This window comes from Pantoea sp. CFSAN033090 (genome assembly GCF_001264395.1).
GTDB lineage: Bacteria > Pseudomonadota > Gammaproteobacteria > Enterobacterales > Enterobacteriaceae > Pantoea > Pantoea agglomerans.
Window position 1 is genome coordinate 103260 of sequence record NZ_LGYX01000013.1, and the last position, 17955, is coordinate 121214.

The 17955-nt window shown below is 52.2% G+C and carries 21 protein-coding genes; 9 read left to right on the plus strand and 12 right to left on the minus strand.

All coding sequences use genetic code 11. The features are described 5' to 3' along the window. Positions 1 to 24 precede the first annotated feature (24 nt). Positions 25 to 852, plus strand: a complete 828-nt coding sequence (locus tag AFL22_RS13440; RefSeq protein ID WP_022624757.1) for a TIM barrel protein — start codon at positions 25 to 27, stop codon at positions 850 to 852. 9 nt (positions 853 to 861) lie between these two features. Next, positions 862 to 1872, plus strand: a complete 1011-nt coding sequence (locus tag AFL22_RS13445; RefSeq protein WP_010670304.1) for a Gfo/Idh/MocA family oxidoreductase — start codon at positions 862 to 864, stop codon at positions 1870 to 1872. 158 nt (positions 1873 to 2030) lie between these two features. On the opposite strand, the gene AFL22_RS13450 is transcribed toward AFL22_RS13445, so the two are convergent. From AFL22_RS13450 to AFL22_RS13465, 4 genes are all read right to left on the minus strand, one after another. Next, positions 2031 to 2504 (minus strand): OmpA family protein, encoded by a 474-nt coding sequence (locus AFL22_RS13450; RefSeq protein WP_052271592.1) that lies wholly within the window; start codon positions 2502 to 2504, stop codon positions 2031 to 2033. A gap of 2 nt (positions 2505 to 2506) precedes the next feature. Next, entirely contained in the window at positions 2507 to 3715 is a 1209-nt protein-coding gene (locus AFL22_RS13455) for a diguanylate cyclase (protein WP_010670302.1), read from the minus strand. A 1-nt stretch (position 3716) separates the two neighbouring features. Further along, positions 3717 to 4277, minus strand: coding sequence for a YfiR family protein (locus AFL22_RS13460; RefSeq protein WP_052271593.1), 561 nt, complete (start codon positions 4275 to 4277; stop codon positions 3717 to 3719). Positions 4278 to 4421: 144 nt separating this feature from the next. Continuing rightward, on the minus strand, positions 4422 to 5330 hold the full coding sequence (locus AFL22_RS13465) for a LysR family transcriptional regulator (protein ID WP_052271594.1): 909 nt from the start codon (positions 5328 to 5330) through the stop codon (positions 4422 to 4424). A 384-nt stretch (positions 5331 to 5714) separates the two neighbouring features. Between AFL22_RS13465 and AFL22_RS13470 the strand changes: the two genes are divergently transcribed. After that, positions 5715 to 6008 (plus strand): DUF1330 domain-containing protein, encoded by a 294-nt coding sequence (locus tag AFL22_RS13470; RefSeq protein WP_010670299.1) that lies wholly within the window; start codon positions 5715 to 5717, stop codon positions 6006 to 6008. A 262-nt stretch (positions 6009 to 6270) separates the two neighbouring features. Here AFL22_RS13470 and AFL22_RS13475 read toward each other — a convergent pair whose 3' ends face one another. Both AFL22_RS13475 and hprR read right to left on the minus strand, forming a co-directional pair. After that, entirely contained in the window at positions 6271 to 7629 is a 1359-nt protein-coding gene (locus tag AFL22_RS13475; RefSeq protein ID WP_072123920.1) for a heavy metal sensor histidine kinase, read from the minus strand. After that, a complete protein-coding gene (hprR, locus tag AFL22_RS13480) occupies positions 7622 to 8302 on the minus strand; it encodes a response regulator transcription factor HprR (RefSeq protein WP_052271595.1) in 681 nt (226 codons plus the stop codon). The genes AFL22_RS13475 and hprR overlap by 8 nt, the downstream gene beginning before the upstream one ends. A 136-nt stretch (positions 8303 to 8438) precedes the next feature. Between hprR and uraH the strand changes: the two genes are divergently transcribed. Both uraH and AFL22_RS13490 read left to right on the plus strand, forming a co-directional pair. After that, positions 8439 to 8849 carry a hydroxyisourate hydrolase gene (gene uraH, locus AFL22_RS13485; RefSeq protein WP_052271596.1) on the plus strand — a complete coding sequence of 137 codons (411 nt, stop codon included), beginning with the start codon at positions 8439 to 8441 and terminating at the stop codon, positions 8847 to 8849. A 5-nt stretch (positions 8850 to 8854) separates the two neighbouring features. Next, positions 8855 to 9346: a heme-binding protein gene (locus tag AFL22_RS13490; RefSeq protein WP_052271597.1), complete on the plus strand. Its 492-nt coding sequence runs from the start codon at positions 8855 to 8857 to the stop codon at positions 9344 to 9346. A gap of 158 nt (positions 9347 to 9504) precedes the next feature. Here the strand turns inward: AFL22_RS13490 and AFL22_RS13495 are convergent, their stop codons facing one another. Beyond that, complete coding sequence (locus tag AFL22_RS13495) at positions 9505 to 10050, minus strand: GNAT family N-acetyltransferase (RefSeq protein WP_052271598.1); 546 nt, start codon at positions 10048 to 10050, stop codon at positions 9505 to 9507. A 270-nt stretch (positions 10051 to 10320) separates the two neighbouring features. After that, positions 10321 to 11211 carry a LysR family transcriptional regulator gene (locus tag AFL22_RS13500; RefSeq protein WP_033768515.1) on the minus strand — a complete coding sequence of 297 codons (891 nt, stop codon included), beginning with the start codon at positions 11209 to 11211 and terminating at the stop codon, positions 10321 to 10323. 121 nt (positions 11212 to 11332) lie between these two features. Here AFL22_RS13500 and AFL22_RS13505 point away from each other — a divergent pair, with 121 nt between their 5' ends. After that, positions 11333 to 12874, plus strand: a complete 1542-nt coding sequence (locus tag AFL22_RS13505) for an MFS transporter (RefSeq protein WP_052271599.1) — start codon at positions 11333 to 11335, stop codon at positions 12872 to 12874. Between the two features lie 146 nt (positions 12875 to 13020). On the opposite strand, the gene arsH is transcribed toward AFL22_RS13505, so the two are convergent. Then, on the minus strand, positions 13021 to 13719 hold the full coding sequence (arsH, locus tag AFL22_RS13510) for an arsenical resistance protein ArsH (protein ID WP_031592440.1): 699 nt from the start codon (positions 13717 to 13719) through the stop codon (positions 13021 to 13023). Positions 13720 to 13805: 86 nt separating this feature from the next. On the opposite strand from arsH, the gene AFL22_RS13515 reads away from it, so the two are divergent. From AFL22_RS13515 to arsC, 3 genes are read left to right on the plus strand one after another with little or no spacing between them, the layout of a single operon-like run. Next, the gene (locus AFL22_RS13515) at positions 13806 to 14126 is read left to right on the plus strand and encodes a transcriptional regulator (RefSeq protein ID WP_022624488.1); all 321 of its coding nucleotides are present in this window, start codon (positions 13806 to 13808) and stop codon (positions 14124 to 14126) included. Positions 14127 to 14171: 45 nt separating this feature from the next. Continuing rightward, entirely contained in the window at positions 14172 to 15449 is a 1278-nt protein-coding gene (locus AFL22_RS13520) for an arsenic transporter (RefSeq protein ID WP_052271600.1), read from the plus strand. Between the two features lie 12 nt (positions 15450 to 15461). After that, entirely contained in the window at positions 15462 to 15887 is a 426-nt protein-coding gene (gene arsC / locus AFL22_RS13525) for a glutaredoxin-dependent arsenate reductase (protein ID WP_022624490.1), read from the plus strand. 182 nt (positions 15888 to 16069) lie between these two features. Here the strand turns inward: arsC and AFL22_RS24510 are convergent, their stop codons facing one another. The 3 genes from AFL22_RS24510 to AFL22_RS13535 form a co-directional block, all read right to left on the minus strand. Continuing rightward, complete coding sequence (locus tag AFL22_RS24510) at positions 16070 to 16243, minus strand: GNAT family N-acetyltransferase (RefSeq protein WP_241773185.1); 174 nt, start codon at positions 16241 to 16243, stop codon at positions 16070 to 16072. Next, the gene (locus tag AFL22_RS24515) at positions 16240 to 16440 is read right to left on the minus strand and encodes a hypothetical protein (protein ID WP_241773186.1); all 201 of its coding nucleotides are present in this window, start codon (positions 16438 to 16440) and stop codon (positions 16240 to 16242) included. Before AFL22_RS24515 ends, AFL22_RS24510 begins: the two co-directional genes overlap by 4 nt. 253 nt (positions 16441 to 16693) lie before the next feature. Further along, positions 16694 to 17920, minus strand: coding sequence for an MFS transporter (locus tag AFL22_RS13535; protein WP_052271601.1), 1227 nt, complete (start codon positions 17918 to 17920; stop codon positions 16694 to 16696). Positions 17921 to 17955: the final 35 nt, after the last annotated feature.

Consider the following 17955-nt stretch of genomic DNA (forward strand, 5'->3'; position numbering starts at 1 on the left):
ACCCCTACATTCAAGGAAATTGTTATGAGCCTGAATATTCCCAACGCGCGCTTTTGCATCAACCGTAAAATTGCGCCCAGCCTCACCCTTCCGCAGTTTTTTAAACTGGTCAGCCAGCTCGGTATCCATAATGTCGAACTGCGTAATGATATGCCCAGCGGCCGCGTCACCGACGATCTCAGCGGCGACGAGGTAAAAGCTCTGGCGCGTGAGTCAGGCATCCGGATTGTGACCATCAATGCGCTCTATCCCTTTAATCAGCTGAATGAAGAGGTGCTGCAACGCACCCGCCAGCTGTTAAGTGATGCGCAGGCGGTCGGCGCTGAATCGCTGGTGCTCTGCCCGCTTAATGACGGCACGCCGATCAGCGCTGCCGACACTGTCACTGCGCTGAAAACCCTGGCCCCGCTGTTCGCTGAGGCAGGTATTCAGGGGCTGGTGGAGCCGCTGGGCTTTCCGCAAAGCTCGCTGCGTTCGGCTACTCAGGCTCAGACGCTGATCCATGAAGCGGGTGTGCCATTCAGATTGCTGATCGATACCTTCCATCATCATCTGTTTGAAGATGCGGAACAGACTTTCGAACAGGAGATCGATATTCAGCAGATCGGTCTGGTTCACCTTTCCGGCGTCACCGACCCGCGCCCGGTTAATCAGCTAACCGACGAAGAGCGCATCATGCTCAGCGCGGAAGACCGCTTGCGCAGTAAGCAGCAGGTCGAGCGACTGGAGAAGATGGGTTACACCGGCCTTTACGCCTTTGAGCCGTTCTCCTCAGTGATGAACAGCTGGCAGGAAGCGGACATTGCCCGCGAAATCCGCGACAGCATCCAGCTGTTAAACCACTCAGCTTAAGGAATTATCATGACTATTAATATTGGCGTCATCGGCACCGGCGCAATCGGTCGCGAACACATCCGCCGTTGCAGCACCGTGTTACAGAATGCGCGCGTGGTGGCGCTTAACGATATCAACCGTGAAAACTGCCAGCAAATCGTTAACGAGCTGACGCCGGAAGCGCGTATTTATGACAATGCTATCGATCTGATTAACGATCCGCAGGTCAATGCGGTGCTGGTCACCTCCTGGGGCCCGACGCATGAAGCCTTTGTGCTGGCCTGCATTGAGGCGGGTAAAGCGGTGTTCTGCGAAAAACCGCTGGCGGTTACCGCGCAGGGCTGCATGAACATTGTGGAAGCAGAAATTAAGGCAGGACGTCAGCTGGTGCAGGTCGGGTTTATGCGCCCTTATGACAGCGGCTATCGCGCACTAAAAGCGGTGATCGACAGCGGCGAAATTGGTGAGCCTTTGATGCTGCACTGCGCACACCGCAACCCGGAAGTGGGCGACAGCTACACCACCGACATGGCGATCACCGACACGCTGATCCACGAACTCGATGTGCTGCGCTGGCTGCTGGATGATGACTATGCCAGCGTGCAGGTAATCTTCCCGCGTAAAACCCGTAAGGCGTCGTCACATCTGCGCGATCCGCAAATCGTGCTGCTTGAGACCACCAAAGGGGCGCGCATTGATGTCGAAATCTTCGTGAACTGTGAATATGGTTACGATATTCAGTGTGAAGTGGTGGGTGAAAGCGGCATTGCTCGTCTGCCGGAGCCGGTCTCTGTGCAGCTACGCAGCGCGGCTAAGCTCTCCACCACCATTCTGACTGACTGGAAAAAGCGTTTTATCGATGCGTATGACGTGGAGTTGCAGGCATTTATCAACAACGTCATCAGCGGTGAAATGACCGGTCCCTCCGCCTGGGATGGTTACGCCGCCGCGGTGGCCGCTGATGCCTGCGTCGCGGCCCAGACTTCCGGTGAAATTGTGCCGGTCACTATGCCAGCAAGACCGGCGTTTTATCGCTGATAGCAACGCTGCACGGCGGGTTCCGCCGTGCATTTTCCCCTCCGTTTCATCTTTTCCAGCGGCTCTTCACGCATCATCGGTAACCGGATAAAGCCGCCAGGCAGGACATTGAGTCATACCGGCCTGAGCGCGCAGCACTGCTCACTGTTAACTCATTATCACGGCGCAGTAATCACAATTGCCACACGCCGATTTTGCGCGCGTCCCTGCGCGCTAATGTTGCTGGTAACGGGTGCACTCATGCCTAATCCACGTGTGATAATATTTTCGCGCGGTACAGCAGCCCCTTCCGCCCACTGTGCCGCGACTGCGTTAGCTCTTTTTAGCGACAGCTGTTGGTTATAATCTGGTTTGCCGTAATTATCGGTGTGCCCGTCAATTCGCACATGCTTAATACCGGTCGACGCCAGGTTTTTTGCCATCCCCTGAATATTTCTTTTGCTGGAGGGTGTAAGTTCTGATTCGTTTACACCAAACAGGATCTTGTCTGATAAGCCTAATCCCCAGCCTTCCCTATTTTGAGTGAATCCCGCACGCTTCATCGCTGCGATCTGCGCCTCATTAAAACGTTCTTTAGACTGACAACCGACCAGCGCCAAAATAAGCAGCATCAGGGAAATATTTTTTTTCATCTTTAAGCCTTATTTGTTCGCTTATTTTTGTACATATTCATGTCAGCGCGTTCGAGAATAGACTCAACCGTATCGCCGTGTTGTGACCAGGCGTAGCCAATGGTAACCGAGGTATTTATCGGCGTACCTTCTGCAAGAATGATTTTTTCCATGATGAGGTCATGGATGTCCTGCATGAGTTGTTGTAATTGCTCCTCACTGACCTGACTGCTCACCAGCATGGCAAATTCATCCCCACCTAACCGGGCGACTAAATCCTGTTCAGATGCCAGTGATAACAGGCGCGCCGCTATCGCTTTTAATACCTCATCCCCGGCGGCATGGCCCCAGTTATCGTTGATGCTTTTAAAGCGATCGCCATCAAGAAAGAGTAAGGCAAAACGCTCCTCAGCATATTGCTGGTCGAGAAGCCGGGAAAGGTGAGCAGCAAACGCGCTGCGGTTTGCAAGACCGGTTAACGGGTCCTCCAGCGCTTTGGCTGCCAGCGAGCGATTATCCCGCATAAGCGAAGCCTTCAGCGATTGCATTTCCCTCAGCAACGAATTCAGATCATCTGAAAATAGCTGAAACTCACTCGTCGTGCTCTCCGGTATACGCAAGGAAAAATCACCGGAATGAATCACATAGTGAATCGAACTGGTAATGTTGCGCAGCGTAGCGAGCATACCCCGATGCAGAAATTCACTCAGCAAAAGGGAGATAATCAGGACACATAGCATACCGCTAGTCAGAATCATGAAGGAGTATCGAATGAAACTCACCGCGCCGGTCACGGTGCCTTCCAGCGTTAATGTACCGACAGCAACGTCAGAGTGAATGATACTGACGTTAAGCGGTTTAAGATAAATCCACTCACGTAATAACCGCGAATACCAGCCCGTCTGCTCCTGCTGAGCATGCCAGTTGACCAGAACAATTTGATCTTTAGTGACCAGTTTCGCAGATGCGTACATCCCTTCATTGCCGAGCCGTGCAATTTTATTGTGCGCATCGTAACTGTCGGAAAAAACGGTCGCAGCGGTTAGCGTGGTGCTGAGGGTTGCGCCGATTAATTCAAGGTTTCGCTTCTCGTAATTTTTAATGAATAGCAGCGACGTCGAGGAGAGCAACAGCCAGCACAACAGTAATATCACCGCAGCGTTGATGGTGCTTATTTTTCGCAGTTTATTGCGTATCGATGATTTGTCATTTCTTAATTTATCGAATTTCATTTTATTCGCTTCTCTCGCGGGACAGCAAAAGCACGTCCGGACTCACCCTGACACCGCTTCTGGCAAGCGAATCAAGGTTAACGGAAAAAAGCGTGTGGCCCGAATGAAAAATCAGGCAAAACGCGGCGCCCCGCGTGCAATCCGCATTGTTCTCCGCGAGTGTAAGAACGTCTCTGCCCTTAAACTGCTGAATAAGGTCCACCTGCTGTTGTGACGTCTGATCGCCGAAATAGACGGCGTCGCATCTGTGCGACGGCAGGTCGCCTGCGCTGGCAAGATAAACAACGGTGAATGTGGCTGCCGCCGAGGAGGCATTGTCCGGCAAGGAGAGATGCCGGGCTGAAGAAAAAATACATAATTGAGGCGGTTGTTTTAAGCCGGTCCACTGGGTGAAGCTGATAATACCACTGACGATATCATTGGCTTTGCCATCTTTTATTTCGGCACTGGCAATATGAGGAATAAGCAGCAGCAAAATAAGTCCCGTATAAACGAGTTTGCAGATGTGGCGTATGAAAAGCAGCACATCGACGTCATGATGAATTTGATATTTATCGATCATACTGCGTTCCCAAAAATTCTACGCATGGCAGGACGCCTTAATAAGCGCGGAAATATTAGCATAGCGGTGATTAAATTTGTACTTCTGGTTTGGTTCGCCACATACCCTGTTGGTGTACTTTTATCTGGCGTAAGAATCACTGTGCTATCTGTCAAAATAAGGTTTTAAAATTTCTTCTGTCCAGTGCATAAAGGCTCTGACACGCCGCGACAGATTTCGTCGGTGTGCGACAACAAAAGAGGCACTGAGCGGCTCAGGACACAGATCGGTAAGGACTTCAACCAGCGCACCGCGCTCAATATAGGGCGCCAGCGTGGAGTAACCGCCCTGAATCAAGCCCAGCCCGGCCAGTCCCGCCTCATGATAGGCCGGTACGCTATTTACCCTTATGGCGCCGGGTAACATCAGCAATTGATAGCCGCCATCCACCGGATACTCCCAGCCATCTGGCTTCGAACCAAAGCTCCGCTGGTAATGGACCATCTGGTGTCCCTGACTGAGAAGGTCATCAATCGTCTGCGGTATCCCAAAGCGCGCCAGATAGCTGGGACTGGCGGCATTAATCATGCGTAGTTTCCCCAGCGGGCGAGCAATAAGCGTGTCATCAACGATTGGCCCCAGACGAATAACACAATCAAACCCTTCATGAACTAAATCAACGCGCCGATCGGTACTTGAAAGCTCGATCTCCAGTTCAGGGTGTGCCTCCAGCAACTGAGGCAGCGCGGGGATCACCACGCATTGTGCCAGCACGGCAGGCATATCAACGCGTATCCTGCCCCGCAGTGACATCCCATCGTGAGAGAACATGGACTGTAACTCTTCGGCTTCCGATAGCAGATCGCGGGCGCGTGAGTAAAAAGCCCGTCCATCTTCCGTTAACTGCACTGTTCGCGTGGTGCGATGCAGAAGCGTGGCGCCTGTCTCCCTTTCGAGTTCGCGCACCACTAATGAGGCGCGTCCTTTCTGAATTCCCAGGCTTTCAGCTGCCTGAGTAAAACTCTTCATTTCCGCCACGCGTGCAAAAATAATCAGCACCTCAAGGTTTTTCATTCATTGTTCCCCTTCAGAGTAACAGTGCGTTATTTCTTACGTTATTTATCACCATATTAATGGGTAATAGACTGCTTTCACACCGCGGATATTGCAGAACGCGATCTGAACGTTATGAGGGTGAATCGTCTCTCTGAAAGGCTTAACGCTGTTGCGAACTGCCATGCAGATTTGTGTACATAAGCACTGTCTCAGAACACTGCCGGTTCCGCGACAAACATTGCTCAGGGTATCGGGAAGCACTCAGTGAAAAGGTTGTTACTCACCACTCAATCCGTTAACCCGAAGGAAGATTTGAAAACTTAGCCCCCATTCCGGATTTGGTGCACGCCAGTCGCGCTGCCTTACGCTGGATTTTACCCCCTGTCAGGAAGGAAAAGAGAAATGAACAAAGGTTATTTAATCGCTCACGTGACCGTATCGGACCCTGTCGCATACGCTGACTATGCCAGAGCTGCAGGCGAAGCCATGCAGGCGTTTAATCCGAAGATCGTTGCCTGGTCAGGGCAGTATGAAAATCTGGAGGGAGAGGCGCATGAACGGCATGTGGTATTTGAGTTCGAATCTTTTGCCGAAGCCAAAGGTTTTTATGAAAGCCCTGCGTATCAGGCTGCCAGGCTGTTGCGTGCAGGGGCTGCGCACGGGACGTTTGTGCTGGTAGAAGGGGCAAGCCTTTAGACTCATCACCATCATGTGCCGATGCAGACTCCAGCGAACATGGGGCCCGCAGGATGTCACCAGTATGTTCAGTGGTGCCAGAATTTACCTGAGAAAGTGACGAGGGATATTCTGGTAATTGACGCTACCTGACCACCGTGCCGGTTAGGTAGCGTGTAACAGGCAAGGGGGTGGCGGTGTCTGACTTTATGACTTCCGCAGATCGCTTCCATCCCCCTCTGCTTTCATTAAAGCAACACAGATAATGTTTTCGTACAGACACTCACTTTCGGGGCAGGCGCAGGCCAAAGATATTGTGCTCGTTCTCATGCCGGTAGTAAGCGCTTCCGCCATGTAAAGCGGCGATTGCGCGCACCAGCGACAGTCCCAGCCCGCTTCCGGCCGTATGACGGACGTTATCGCCCCGCCAGAAGCGTTCAAATAATTTTTCAGGCTCCTCCAGCGCTTCGCCCGCGTTCGACACCTCAATCTCAACATAGTCAGCGTGATGACAGGTACTGACCTGAATCGTGCCTTTTTCTGGCGAATAACGAATGGCGTTGATCAGCAGGTTACTCATCGCACGCTGGAACAGCATTTTATCCGCGGTGAGGCTGCCTGCGGCGCTCAGCTCAATGGCCTTCTCCTGCTCTTCCGCAACCGGTTCAAGAAAGTCGATCAGCGATTCCAGCGCGTCCTGCAGCAGGAAGTCCTGTTTATTGAGTCTGATATTGTGGTGCGTGGCGCGAGCCAGGAAGAGAATGTTTTCAGTGAGACGCGACAGACTCTCAAGCTCTTCAATGTTGCCTTCGAGCAGCGTCTGATATTCAGCGGCTGAGCGTTCATGACCCAGCGCGACCTGATTCTGGCCCAGTAACACATTAATGGGCGTGCGGATTTCGTGCGCCAGATCGTCGGCAAACTGGGTCAGACGGATAAAGTCCGTGGATAAGCGCTGACGCATAGCGTTAAGCGCATTGCCAATCGGTAGCAGCTCCTGCGGGATAGCCTGAAGCGGCACGGGCTGATTTAACCGGTCACTGGCCGTTTCTGCCACGATCTTACTTAACCGGCCGATCGCCCTTAGCCCTCTGCGAATCAACAGCGGACTGACAGCGGCGCACAGCAAAATGGCCGCCAGTGAAACCAGAATGCTTTGCTGGCGATAACGCTCCAGCATCAATGCCCGCTCCCGCGCGACCCGGGCAAGCGTAATGGTTACCGGCCCGAGCGAGGAGTTTGCCTGCAGGCTTAACGCCGACGCTTCCGTCTTATCCGCATTGATCCAGCGGTGCAGCTGTATCTCACTGGGTGGCGTACTGACCGGCGTGGGGGAGATCGCAGGCAACGTTATCCCGGTATGATTAATACTGACGTTTTGCTCATGCTGCGAGCGGATGCTGAGAATGTCCTGATGGATATCGACCATCCGGTTGAAGTAGAGCGGCAGCGAGCTGGGATGGGCACCATCTTCAAGCAGTTGTCTTAACTGCGCCGCCCGATTAATCAGCGTTTGATCGTCCCGCCAGACCAGTTCGCTGCGTAACGCTTTATACAGAATCAGGCTGATGCCGCCACAGGCCATCGCCATGATTAGCGTAAAAATCGCCGTCAGCCGCAGCGTCAGAGAAGGGCTAGTCACCCTCGCCTCCTTTTTCTGACAGGCAATACCCCATGCCCCTTACCGTAGTGATGAGCTTTTGAGGAAAGGGATCGTCGACTTTACGGCGCAGGCGACGGATAGCAACATCGACGATGTTGGTTTCACTGTCGAAATTAACGCCCCATATTTCGCTGGCCAGCAGCGTCCGCGGCAGAATCTCACCGTGACGGCTGGCGAGCAGCCATAACAGCATGAACTCTTTGCGCGTCAGTGCAAGAGTGACACCGTCACGCAGAACCTGAAAGCGCGCTGAGTCCAGCACCAGATCGCCTACCCGCAGGACGCTACTGTGCGGCTGCTGCTGCCGGAGCTGATTTCTTACCCGAGCCAGCAACTCCGCAAAAGAGAACGGCTTAACCAGGTAATCATTGGCCCCCAGTTCCAGCCCTTTCACCCGATCATTCACCGAGTCTCTGGCAGTCAGGCAAATTACCGGAATCTGACTGGCGGTACGCAGGGTTTTCAGCACCTGCCACCCATCCATCCCCGGCAGCATAATATCCAGTATCACCAGGCTGTAGGGATGTGACAGCCCCAGATGCAGGCCATCCCGGCCGTCTGCGGCGTAATCCACGATATAGCCCGCTTCTTCCAGCCCCTTACGCACCCAGGCGCTAGCCTTCTGGTTATCTTCGATCAGTAATAGTTTCATCGGCGCAGTTTGCCATGAAATTTATGACCGCCCCAGCGTTTCAGCGCCAGATGACAATATGGTCATCTTTCTGACAGGCAGAACGAACAACCGTACAGGTATAACAGCGGGGTGATTAACACCGGAGTATTAAAAAATGAAAAAGAGTCTCACTGCCCTGGCCCTCACCACGCTGCTTGCCGTTCCCACGGTCACCTTCGCGGCCAGTAAAAATCCGCTGAGCGTTCACGTGCTGAACCAGCAGACCGGGCTGCCGGCCTCAGAGGTTGAGGTAATGCTTGAGCAGAAACAGGGAGAAAGCTGGAAAGTACTGAATACCGCCAATACTAACCAGCAGGGTCGGATAGATGCCCTGTGGCCAGCAAAGCCCTTTGAGGCGGGTGACTATCGGGTGATTTTTAAAACCGGTCACTATTTTGCGGCACATCAACAGCAGAGTTTCTTCCCCGAAATCCCGGTGGAGTTCCATATCACCAATACCACGACCACCTATCACATTCCGTTGCTGCTGAGCCAGTACGGATATTCCACCTATCGCGGGAGCTGAAATAAATGAAACGTTTACTGCTGGCATTGATGATGACTACCGGACCTGCCGTGGCGCTCGCTGCTGAGCCAGCCTCTGTCTATGACATGACGCAGGCGCTGAGTAATCAACTGGCGACGGAGGCTTTGTCCGCCTGCCATAACATGAATCGTCAGGGCGTAGTCGCCGTGGTGGATCGGGGTGGAAACCTGGTCACGCTAATGCGGGATGACAACGTGGGGCCGCACAACACCCAGGCGGCATGGCGTAAAGCGTTTACTGCGCTCTCCACCAAAACGCCGACCAGACTATTGACCATAAAGGCGCAATCCTCACCGGAAAGCGTCAATCTGAATACGGTTAATGAGCTATTGCTGCTTGGCGGCGGCGTGCCGGTGCAATATCGCGGCCAGTGGATCGGCGCTATCGGCATGGCGGGCACCGGCGGCGCGGAATCCGACGATCAATGTGGGACCGAAGCGATTAACAAAGTGCTGGGTAACAGCAAGCAACCGTAATCATGATGAACGCGCGGCGGGTATTATTCCTGCCAGACACGGGGAATAAACTGTTCCCCGTGTTGTTTAAATAAGTCGCCGAAAGAACGGCTGCTTTGTGCCAGGAACGGACTCAGAGTAACAAAGGTTAAGATTTTCCTTTTACACTATGCCTCTGGTCAGATTTTTTGACTGTTCCACTCTTGCCTGGTTATTTCCCATAACTCAGAATCCAGTTCGCCTTCGATATATTGTTTCTTGCAATTCTGAACAAGCCGCATTCCGTTATTCAATGATATTTTTTTTGATGCGCTATTTGCGCTTGCTTTTGGCGCTCGCAAAACTTCCCGATGAAGAGTATTAAACCAAAAATCAGTAACTACGTAACATGCTTCAGACATATACCCTTTACGCTGCCACTCAGGCACAATCCAGAATCCACGGTTGTTATCCTTTTCATCTGAAAGGCTTATCAGCCCAATCATAGCTGATGGTTCTTCTTTACGTCTTATGGTCCAGAACCAGGCTAATCCTTTGGCTGATGCAGGTAGCGCGAGCATGTTGACATAACGACTGGCTCCATCGTCAGGGAAAGGCCAGGGAAATCCTGCGGCAAGATGGCGAACAATTTCCCACTGCGGAAAAATCTTCTGGATTTGAAGAGCATCTTCGGCTTGAAGTGGACGAAGATAAAGGCGCGATGTTTCCAATGCAGGTGTTTTCATATGTACCCCTTAATAAAGAAAGCTGCCATCTCGTAGACCAGTAACATATTGCTTGAGCATAAACCTTTATTATCTACTTCTGTTATAGGATTCAACCATTTGAAGCCTTGTAGCAGGTCGCTGTATTACGCGTAATCAACGACCGCTTCTCGTTCTTAGCGGACATCTGACTGTTACCAGTCCCTTTTATGCCAGGAGCGGACGTTCATGATTTTAAAATAAGCATAAAAGTGCATACGATTTCAGAAAGCATTAACTGCCTGGTACAGATTACAGAGACAGGCCGGACTCACCAATAAAATCGACAAAGCAGCGTATTCTCGGTGAGAGATACCGGCTGGCTGGCCAGAGTGCCGAGAAAACCCCCTGCCTGGTACAGCTACCTGGCAATACCTCTTTCAGTTGCCCCGTGTTCAAAGATTCGCGAACGACAAAACCGGGCACATAGCAAATCCCCATACCTGACAGGCTCAGGCGAACAGAAGCCTCTATATTATTTACGGTCAGTACAGAGGCTGTCCTCAAGTCAGCACCCGGGCACATACCGCGCAGTTCCCAGGGCTGGAGCAGCCCCGTTGAGGGAAAACGAAAAGAAATGCACCTGTGCATCGTTAAATCCGCTGGCGAGCTGGGTACGCCATACTCATTCAAATAAGCAGGGCTGGCGCAGAGCACAAAACGAAAATCACCAACCTTTTTAGATTTCAGTCGGGAGTCCGTCAGTTCACCGCTTCGTATGGCTACATCAAATCCTTCATCAATGATGTTTACCAGCCGGTCGCTGAAATCGAGATCGAGTTCTACATGAGGATAACGGCGGGAAAAGTCCGGCAGAAGAGGAAGGATCAACCTGTAGCCAATGACAGGAAGTGAAACCCTGAGCCTCCCGGCAGGCTGCGCTAAGCTGCTCGTCAGTTCTGACTCCGCCTCCTGTAATTGCTCAAGGATATGCTGGCAGCGGATTAATAAAGCAGCCCCCTCCGCTGTCAGACTCACGTTTCTTGTACTGCGGTATAAGAGACGTACGCCCAGTTTATGCTCAAGTCTGGCGACATTCTTCCCGACCGCTGAGGCAGAAATCCCAAGCAACCTTGCGGCCTGTACAAAACTTAGCGTCTCCGCTGTCCGGACAAACGAAGTAAGAGAGGTCAGACTGTCCATTGATTATAAACTTAATGTCCGTTAAGAAGAGATTTTCAGTGTATTTATTCACTCTGATGTCTGCAATAACATTGCTGAAGTTTGTTAACCCATCCGCTTTTCGGAAACATAAGGTCACCCAATGGCAACTTCAGCCAGAACACCCAGTCCATATGCCAGGGATATGGCAGCCTTTTCTGTCTATCTGGCGGCTGTATTGCTGCCGTTAAGCTTTACCGGTGGTGTAATCTCCACGCCGGCAATACAACAGGCTCTTGGCGGCTCGCCTGCCGCGCTGTCATGGCTGACGAATGGATTTATGCTGACTTTCGGCAGTTTCTTGTTGTCAGCCGGTGTTGCTGCGGATGTTACTGGCAGAAAGCGCATTTTTACCGCAGGCTCAGCCCTGTTTTGCCTGAGCAGCGTTATGATCTGCCTGACACAGGATATCTTTATGGCTGGGTTGTTCAGGTCACTGCAGGGTCTTGCGGCGGCCTTGATATTGGCCAGCGGCAGCGCTGCACTGGCCCGTCTCTATGAAGGTACGGACAGGACACGGGCCTTCAGCATACTTGGCACTATGTTTGGCGTGGGCCTGGCGTTCGGCCCTGTGTTGATGGGTTTCATTACGGATGCTTTGGGCTGGAGATGGTTGTATGCCATGTTAGCTCTGCTTTCAGGCATTGTAATTTTGACCGGTGCTGCGTTTCTGCCAGCATCAGAAGAGAGCGGACATCAGAAACCAGACGGCACAGGATTAATCATCTTTACTGCAGCCCTGATGTTATTTACATCAGCGGTGATGCTTATACCTGCCTTGGGGTTATTATCGTTTCCCACACTCGCCCTTTTCATTTCCGCCATGCTGCTTTTCAGCGGGTTTGTAGTGCGTTGCCTGGGGGTTGAAAATCCTGTTCTGGATATCTCTCTGCTGCTGCGCCCGCGCTTTGCTGGCGTTCTGCTACTGCCGATAGCAACATGCTATTGCTATGTTGTGCTGCTGATTATTATTCCGCTGCATTTTATGGGCGGTGATGGGATGAGTGAGTCCCGGAGCGCTTTTTATCTTATGGCGCTGACGTCTCCAATGCTGGTTTTCCCGTCCATTGCCGCACTGCTGACAAGGTGGTTTTCTCCGGGAACCGTTTCAGCTGCGGGACTTATTATTGCATCAGTCGGGCTGCTTTTCCTCGGATACGCACTACCGGGTAACAGCAGTAATTTTCTTGTGCTTTCACTGATTATGACGGGTACCGGCGCTGCGCTTCCATGGGGACTGATGGATGGTCTGGCACTTTCAGCTGTATCTGTGGAGAAAGCGGGCATGGCCGCAGGCCTCTTTAATACCGTTCGCGTTGCCGGAGAAGGGATCGCTCTGGCGATGGCGTCAGCATTTTTAACAGAAATGAATGATTTGAATCTGAAAAACACCGTTCACGGGTATGCGCCAGAGGTCATTCACCAGGCTGCTGCATGGCTGGGTGGCGGCAGTACTGAGCAGGCCGCTGCGATGTTACCCGGTATTTCACGATTATTGCTTCAGGACAGTTATGACACTGCGTATACGTTTCTTTTTAGAGTTCTGGCTGCTGTCACGCTGATTTGCGCGCTAATGGTCTGGATCACCCTGGGTCGGCAGAGGCAGGGCTGTGCTGCAGGCAATACGCTGGCCAGAGATGAGTGAAAAATCGTGATCGAATAAGGTCGTAAGCGTTCATTTCATCGCATCCGCTTTTCGCTCATAGCGCGCATTATCCGATGTCAGACCACTCTATGCCAGGAGCGGACGTTGTTGAGTTCACACAGCATGAATTCATGAAAACAGGAACGTCATATTTTGTCTTGATTAACGCGGGATGAAAGCTCCTCATGGCTCTCTTTTCGTTCACTGTAGCGATCGGCAAGGTAACCGGTCTGTCCCTTGAGTATAAGGGTGATTTTAAACAACTCTTCGGCGACATCGACGATACGATCATACCAGGACGAGGGTTTCATTCTCCCGTTCTCATCAAATTCCTGCCATGCTTTGGCCACTGAAGACTGGTTGGGGATCGTAAACATCCGCATCCAGCGTCCCAGAATTCGCATCTGGTTCACGGCATTGAAAGATTGCGAACCGCCGCATACCTGCATGACCGCCAGAGTTTTTCCCTGGGATGGGCGAACGGCCCCTTCGCTTAAGGGAATCCAGTCGATTTGTGCCTTCATCACGGCACTCATTGCCCCATGCCGCTCCGGGGAACTCCACACCATCCCGTCACACCACCTGACCAACCCGCGCAACTCGGTGACTTTTGGGTGCGTATCCGGGGCGTCGTCCGGCAGGGGTAAACCTGAAGGGTTAAACAGTCTGACCTCCGCTCCCATCGCCTCCAGCAGGCGACCTGCTTCCTCTGCTGTAAAACGACTGTAAGAACGCTCTCTTACCGAGCCATACAGAATCAGAATGCGTGGCGGCTCATGGAGCTGCAGACGTTCAGCAATATGCTGATCGAAGCAATCAGCGTTCAGGGCAGGAAAGTGCTCCATTTTTTCTCCTTCGGGTGGCTCTGGTGATTTCAAAATATACACATATGATTTAACATATGTGTATTCTAAAGGGAATGGAGTAATAAATGCTACAGCCTGTTCAGCTTTTTAAGATCCTGTCGGATGAAACCCGGCTCGCAATTGTCATGCTTCTCCGGGAATCGGGCGAACTGTGCGTATGCGATATATGTGCGGCTACCACTGAATCACAGCCTAAAATTTCCCGTCACATGGCTATCCTGCGTGAGGCTGAACTGGTACTGGACCGTCGGGAAGGGAAATGGATTCACTACCGTCTCTCACCCCACATGCCCGCATGGGCCGGCGAGACGATAACGACGGCATGGCACTGCCTGCGCGATGATGTGCGTGAACGACTGGAAAAATCCGCATGTACTTCCTGCTGACAAGCTTAATCACATACACATACGCATATATAAAGGAGTCTGAGCATGTTTCTGGCAGGAAGTATCTTTATACTCACGCTTGTCCTGGTCATCTGGCAGCCCAGAGGCCTCAGCATTGGCTGGAGCGCAAGTATCGGAGCCGTGCTGGCGCTGGGAACGGGAGTCATCCACTTTGAAGATATCCCTGTCGTCTGGAATGCAACAGCGGCGTTCATTGCGGTAATCGTCATCAGCCTGCTGCTCGATGAGTCTGGTTTCTTTGAATGGGCCGCACTGCATGTTTCCCGCTGGGGTAACGGGCGCGGTCGCCTGTTGTTTACGTGGATAGTACTGCTTGGCGCTGCTGTTGCTGCGCTGTTTGCTAACGACGGTGCAGCACTGATACTGACACCGATTGTGATTGCGATGCTGCTCGCTCTGGGGTTCAGCCAGGGAACGACACTGGCATTTGTCATGGCTGCAGGATTCATCGCTGATACCGCCAGCCTGCCGCTGATTGTCTCTAACCTGGTAAATATTGTCTCGGCGGATTTCTTTGGCCTGCGCTTTACGCAGTACGCCTCCGTGATGGTTCCTGTGAATCTGGCAGCCATTGCTGCCACGCTGGTCATGCTGCATCTCTTCTTCCGCCGCGATATCCCTGTCAGATATGACGTCTCACTGCTGAAGATTCCTGGCAGTGCGATTAAGGATCCTGCGACGTTCAGGGCTGGCTGGATTGTTCTGCTGTTCCTGCTGGTCGGTTTCTTTGTTCTTGAGCCGCTGGGGATCCCTGTCAGCGCTATAGCAGCAGTTGGCGCAGCGGTGCTGTTCGTGGTGGCAAAGAGGTGCCAGGCCATTAATACCGGGAAAGTGCTTCGTGGTGCGCCCTGGCAGATCGTGATTTTCTCGCTGGGTATGTATCTGGTCGTCTATGGCCTGCGTAATGCCGGACTCACTGAGTATCTTTCTGCCGTACTCAATATGCTGGCAGACAACGGTTTATGGGCTGCCACGTTCGGCACCGGCTTCCTGACTGCCTTCATGTCGTCGGTGATGAACAATATGCCGACGGTGCTGATTGGTGCGCTGTCCATTGACGGGAGTACTGCGACTGGCGTCGTCAGAGAAGCAATGATTTACGCCAATGTGATTGGATGCGATTTAGGTCCCAAAATTACCCCAATCGGGAGTCTGGCAACCCTGCTGTGGCTGCATGTACTGGCACAGAAAAACATGAGCATTACCTGGGGATATTACTTCCGGACAGGCATAATTATGACCCTGCCCGTGCTGTTCGTTACTCTGGCCGCGCTGGTATGGCGGCTCTCTGTCACTTTGTAATGAGATACTGATATGAGCAATATTACCATCTATCATAACCCGGCCTGTGGCACCTCACGTAACACGCTGGAGATGATCCGTAACAGCGGCAACGAACCAACAATTATTTATTATCTCGATACGCCACCGACACGAGAAGAGCTTACCAGGCTGATTTCAGAAATGGGGATTTCTGTACGTGCATTGCTGCGTAAGAATGTTGAGCCTTATGAGCGATTGGGTCTGGATGAAGATAAATTTTCTGATGCGCAGTTGATCGATTTTATGCTTCAGCACCCGATCCTGATTAACAGGCCGGTAGTAGTGTCACCGTTAGGGACACGACTTTGCCGTCCCTCAGAAATTGTGCTGGATATTCTCCCTGAAGGTCAGAAAGGTTCTTTCACCAAAGAGGATGGAGAAAAGGTGACTGATGAGGCAGGGAGACGGTTTAAGTAACCTGGCGAGTTCACATTAGCGGACACCGGGCGTCCGCTTCTCGCTCATAGCGGCCCTTCCAGAGCGCAGATCTGCTGCGTGCAAAAGCGGAACTCGATGAGAGATGAAGAAGATCAACTATCACGTTGCTTTTCTAACCGGATGAAAGTGCCATCCAAATTTGCTTTATTACCCCAGCCGAGTTACATGTAAAATTTTGCCGCACGGCTGTTTTCATCGGTTTCCAGCCAGGCAATTTCGTGATGTCTGAATAACTCCTGTTCCGCAAGCATAGTGAGTCTGCGACCTATACCTCTGCTTTCGTATTCAGGAAGAACAAAAAGACCATAAAGGCAGCCTTTATCCGTTAAAATCATTGAAAAACCAATAGTTTTTCGTTATCACAGGCAACCCATGCGCAATGGTCATTTTTGATCATATCGCCCACGACGCTTTCGGTGATCCCCATTCTTCGCATTTCTTCGCGGCTCAGATGATTCTCCGTAACAGATGTTCGGACTGAGAAAATTCCATCAACATCAGAAAGTTGTGCTGGCCTTATACCTATACTCATAAGACTTACTCCATGTATGACAAAGCTAAATCCTGATGATAATGAATTCGGATCCTCAAAGGAGCCACAGAACCTTCAATGAGATGACGGCTATTTATGTCCCGTTTCTCGCTCAAAACGCATTTTAACCAGCTTCTGCAGTTAACCCGCCCCTTTGCCAACAGACTCAGCCAGCAGGCCCGGAACGCTGTGCGGTCCGGGGATCTTAAGCTGTTCGATTGAGGTGTCCCGACATCTTAAAATGTCACTGAAATTATATGCTTTGCGTTCCTTCAGCTGATGGCGAGACCCTGACCCGGAATGCAATAACCAGCGCGGCAGTAAGCATGATACAGGCAGCTGTAATGAATACCCCCGTCACCCCGTTGAGGCCATATATCAGGCCACCTATTGCTGCACCCGCGGCAATGGAGGATTGGACGGCGGCGACCACCATACCCCCTGCGCTCTCGGCCTCATCGGGAAGAGTCCGGGCGACCCAACCTGACCACGCCACCGGTATGCCACCAAATGCCAGCCCCCACAGCATGACCAGCGCCGTAAGCCCGGCGATTGATAACGGCAGAGTGATCATACCCAGTGCCGCAGCTCCCACCAGAGCAGGCATAATAATCAGCGTAAAACGCAGGCTGCGTTCCATCAGCCACCCTGCCGACAGTGTCCCAATGAAGTTAGCAACGCCAAACACCAGAAGTATTAACGCCAGCCCTTTTGCGTCTATGTGTGCGAGTCCTTCCAGCGCAGGCCGTATATAGGTAAACAGCGCATACTGGCCGGTGTGTGCAAGCACGCACCCCAGCATGCCCACGCTCACGCCCGGCCTCTGGAGCAGAGAAAATACGGATGCCGTCCTGGTCCTGACTACCGGCGGCATTCCGGGCAGCGTCAGCCACTGAAAAATGAAAGAGAGTGCGCCAACCGCAGCAGCGGCAATAAACGCGCTACGCCAGCCAGACATCTCGCCCAGATAACTTCCCAGCGGTACGGCAACAACAGTACCTACCGCAATTCCACTGAAAATGATCGACAGCGCCCGCGGTACCAGCCTCTCCGGCACTAACCTCATCGCTACCGCCGCTGCCATACTCCAGAATCCACCCAACGCGATACCCAGCAGAATTCGCATTGCCAGCAGCATGACAATACCTGAAGAGAGCGCCACGAGCAGATTTGAGAAGATCATAAGGGCAGTAAAGCTCAACAACACGATGCGCCGGTCCAGCGCACGCGTTAATCGCGGCATCAGTAATCCGGCAAATAACGCAATCACCGCCGTCACTGTTACGGCCTGTCCTGCAAGAGACTCTGACACACCCAAATCCCGTGCAATAGGCGTTAATAAGCTGGCTGGCAGGTACTCTGCGGTGAGCAGGCCAAAAACACCCATGGTTAACGAAAAAACCGCAAGCCAGGCTGGCTGGATTTTCTCATCTCTTTGCACTCTTTCTTTGTGAACCCTGATAGAAGTTTCATCCGTCATTTCTAAGTCTCCTGGAAAGTCGTTTCAGGAGAAGA

Bases quoted from the DNA above. Each gene is read 5' to 3' on its own strand.
- AFL22_RS13465 (WP_052271594.1), bottom strand. From the start codon at position 5,330: ATGAAAAACCTTGAGGTGCTGATTATTTTTGCACGCGTGGCGGAAATG.
- hprR (WP_052271595.1), bottom strand. From the start codon at position 8,302: ATGAAACTATTACTGATCGAAGATAACCAGAAGGCTAGCGCCTGGGTG.
- AFL22_RS13505 (WP_052271599.1), top strand. From the start codon at position 11,333: ATGGCAACTTCAGCCAGAACACCCAGTCCATATGCCAGGGATATGGCA.
- AFL22_RS13450 (WP_052271592.1), bottom strand. From the start codon at position 2,504: ATGAAAAAAAATATTTCCCTGATGCTGCTTATTTTGGCGCTGGTCGGT.
- AFL22_RS24515 (WP_241773186.1), bottom strand. From the start codon at position 16,440: ATGAGTATAGGTATAAGGCCAGCACAACTTTCTGATGTTGATGGAATT.
- arsH (WP_031592440.1), bottom strand. From the start codon at position 13,719: ATGGAGCACTTTCCTGCCCTGAACGCTGATTGCTTCGATCAGCATATT.
- AFL22_RS13520 (WP_052271600.1), top strand. From the start codon at position 14,172: ATGTTTCTGGCAGGAAGTATCTTTATACTCACGCTTGTCCTGGTCATC.
- AFL22_RS13515 (WP_022624488.1), top strand. From the start codon at position 13,806: ATGCTACAGCCTGTTCAGCTTTTTAAGATCCTGTCGGATGAAACCCGG.
- AFL22_RS13535 (WP_052271601.1), bottom strand. From the start codon at position 17,920: ATGACGGATGAAACTTCTATCAGGGTTCACAAAGAAAGAGTGCAAAGA.
- AFL22_RS13470 (WP_010670299.1), top strand. From the start codon at position 5,715: ATGAACAAAGGTTATTTAATCGCTCACGTGACCGTATCGGACCCTGTC.
- uraH (WP_052271596.1), top strand. From the start codon at position 8,439: ATGAAAAAGAGTCTCACTGCCCTGGCCCTCACCACGCTGCTTGCCGTT.
- AFL22_RS13455 (WP_010670302.1), bottom strand. From the start codon at position 3,715: ATGAAATTCGATAAATTAAGAAATGACAAATCATCGATACGCAATAAA.
- AFL22_RS13500 (WP_033768515.1), bottom strand. From the start codon at position 11,211: ATGGACAGTCTGACCTCTCTTACTTCGTTTGTCCGGACAGCGGAGACG.
- AFL22_RS13490 (WP_052271597.1), top strand. From the start codon at position 8,855: ATGAAACGTTTACTGCTGGCATTGATGATGACTACCGGACCTGCCGTG.
- AFL22_RS24510 (WP_241773185.1), bottom strand. From the start codon at position 16,243: ATGATTTTAACGGATAAAGGCTGCCTTTATGGTCTTTTTGTTCTTCCT.
- AFL22_RS13445 (WP_010670304.1), top strand. From the start codon at position 862: ATGACTATTAATATTGGCGTCATCGGCACCGGCGCAATCGGTCGCGAA.
- AFL22_RS13440 (WP_022624757.1), top strand. From the start codon at position 25: ATGAGCCTGAATATTCCCAACGCGCGCTTTTGCATCAACCGTAAAATT.
- arsC (WP_022624490.1), top strand. From the start codon at position 15,462: ATGAGCAATATTACCATCTATCATAACCCGGCCTGTGGCACCTCACGT.
- AFL22_RS13495 (WP_052271598.1), bottom strand. From the start codon at position 10,050: ATGAAAACACCTGCATTGGAAACATCGCGCCTTTATCTTCGTCCACTT.
- AFL22_RS13460 (WP_052271593.1), bottom strand. From the start codon at position 4,277: ATGATCGATAAATATCAAATTCATCATGACGTCGATGTGCTGCTTTTC.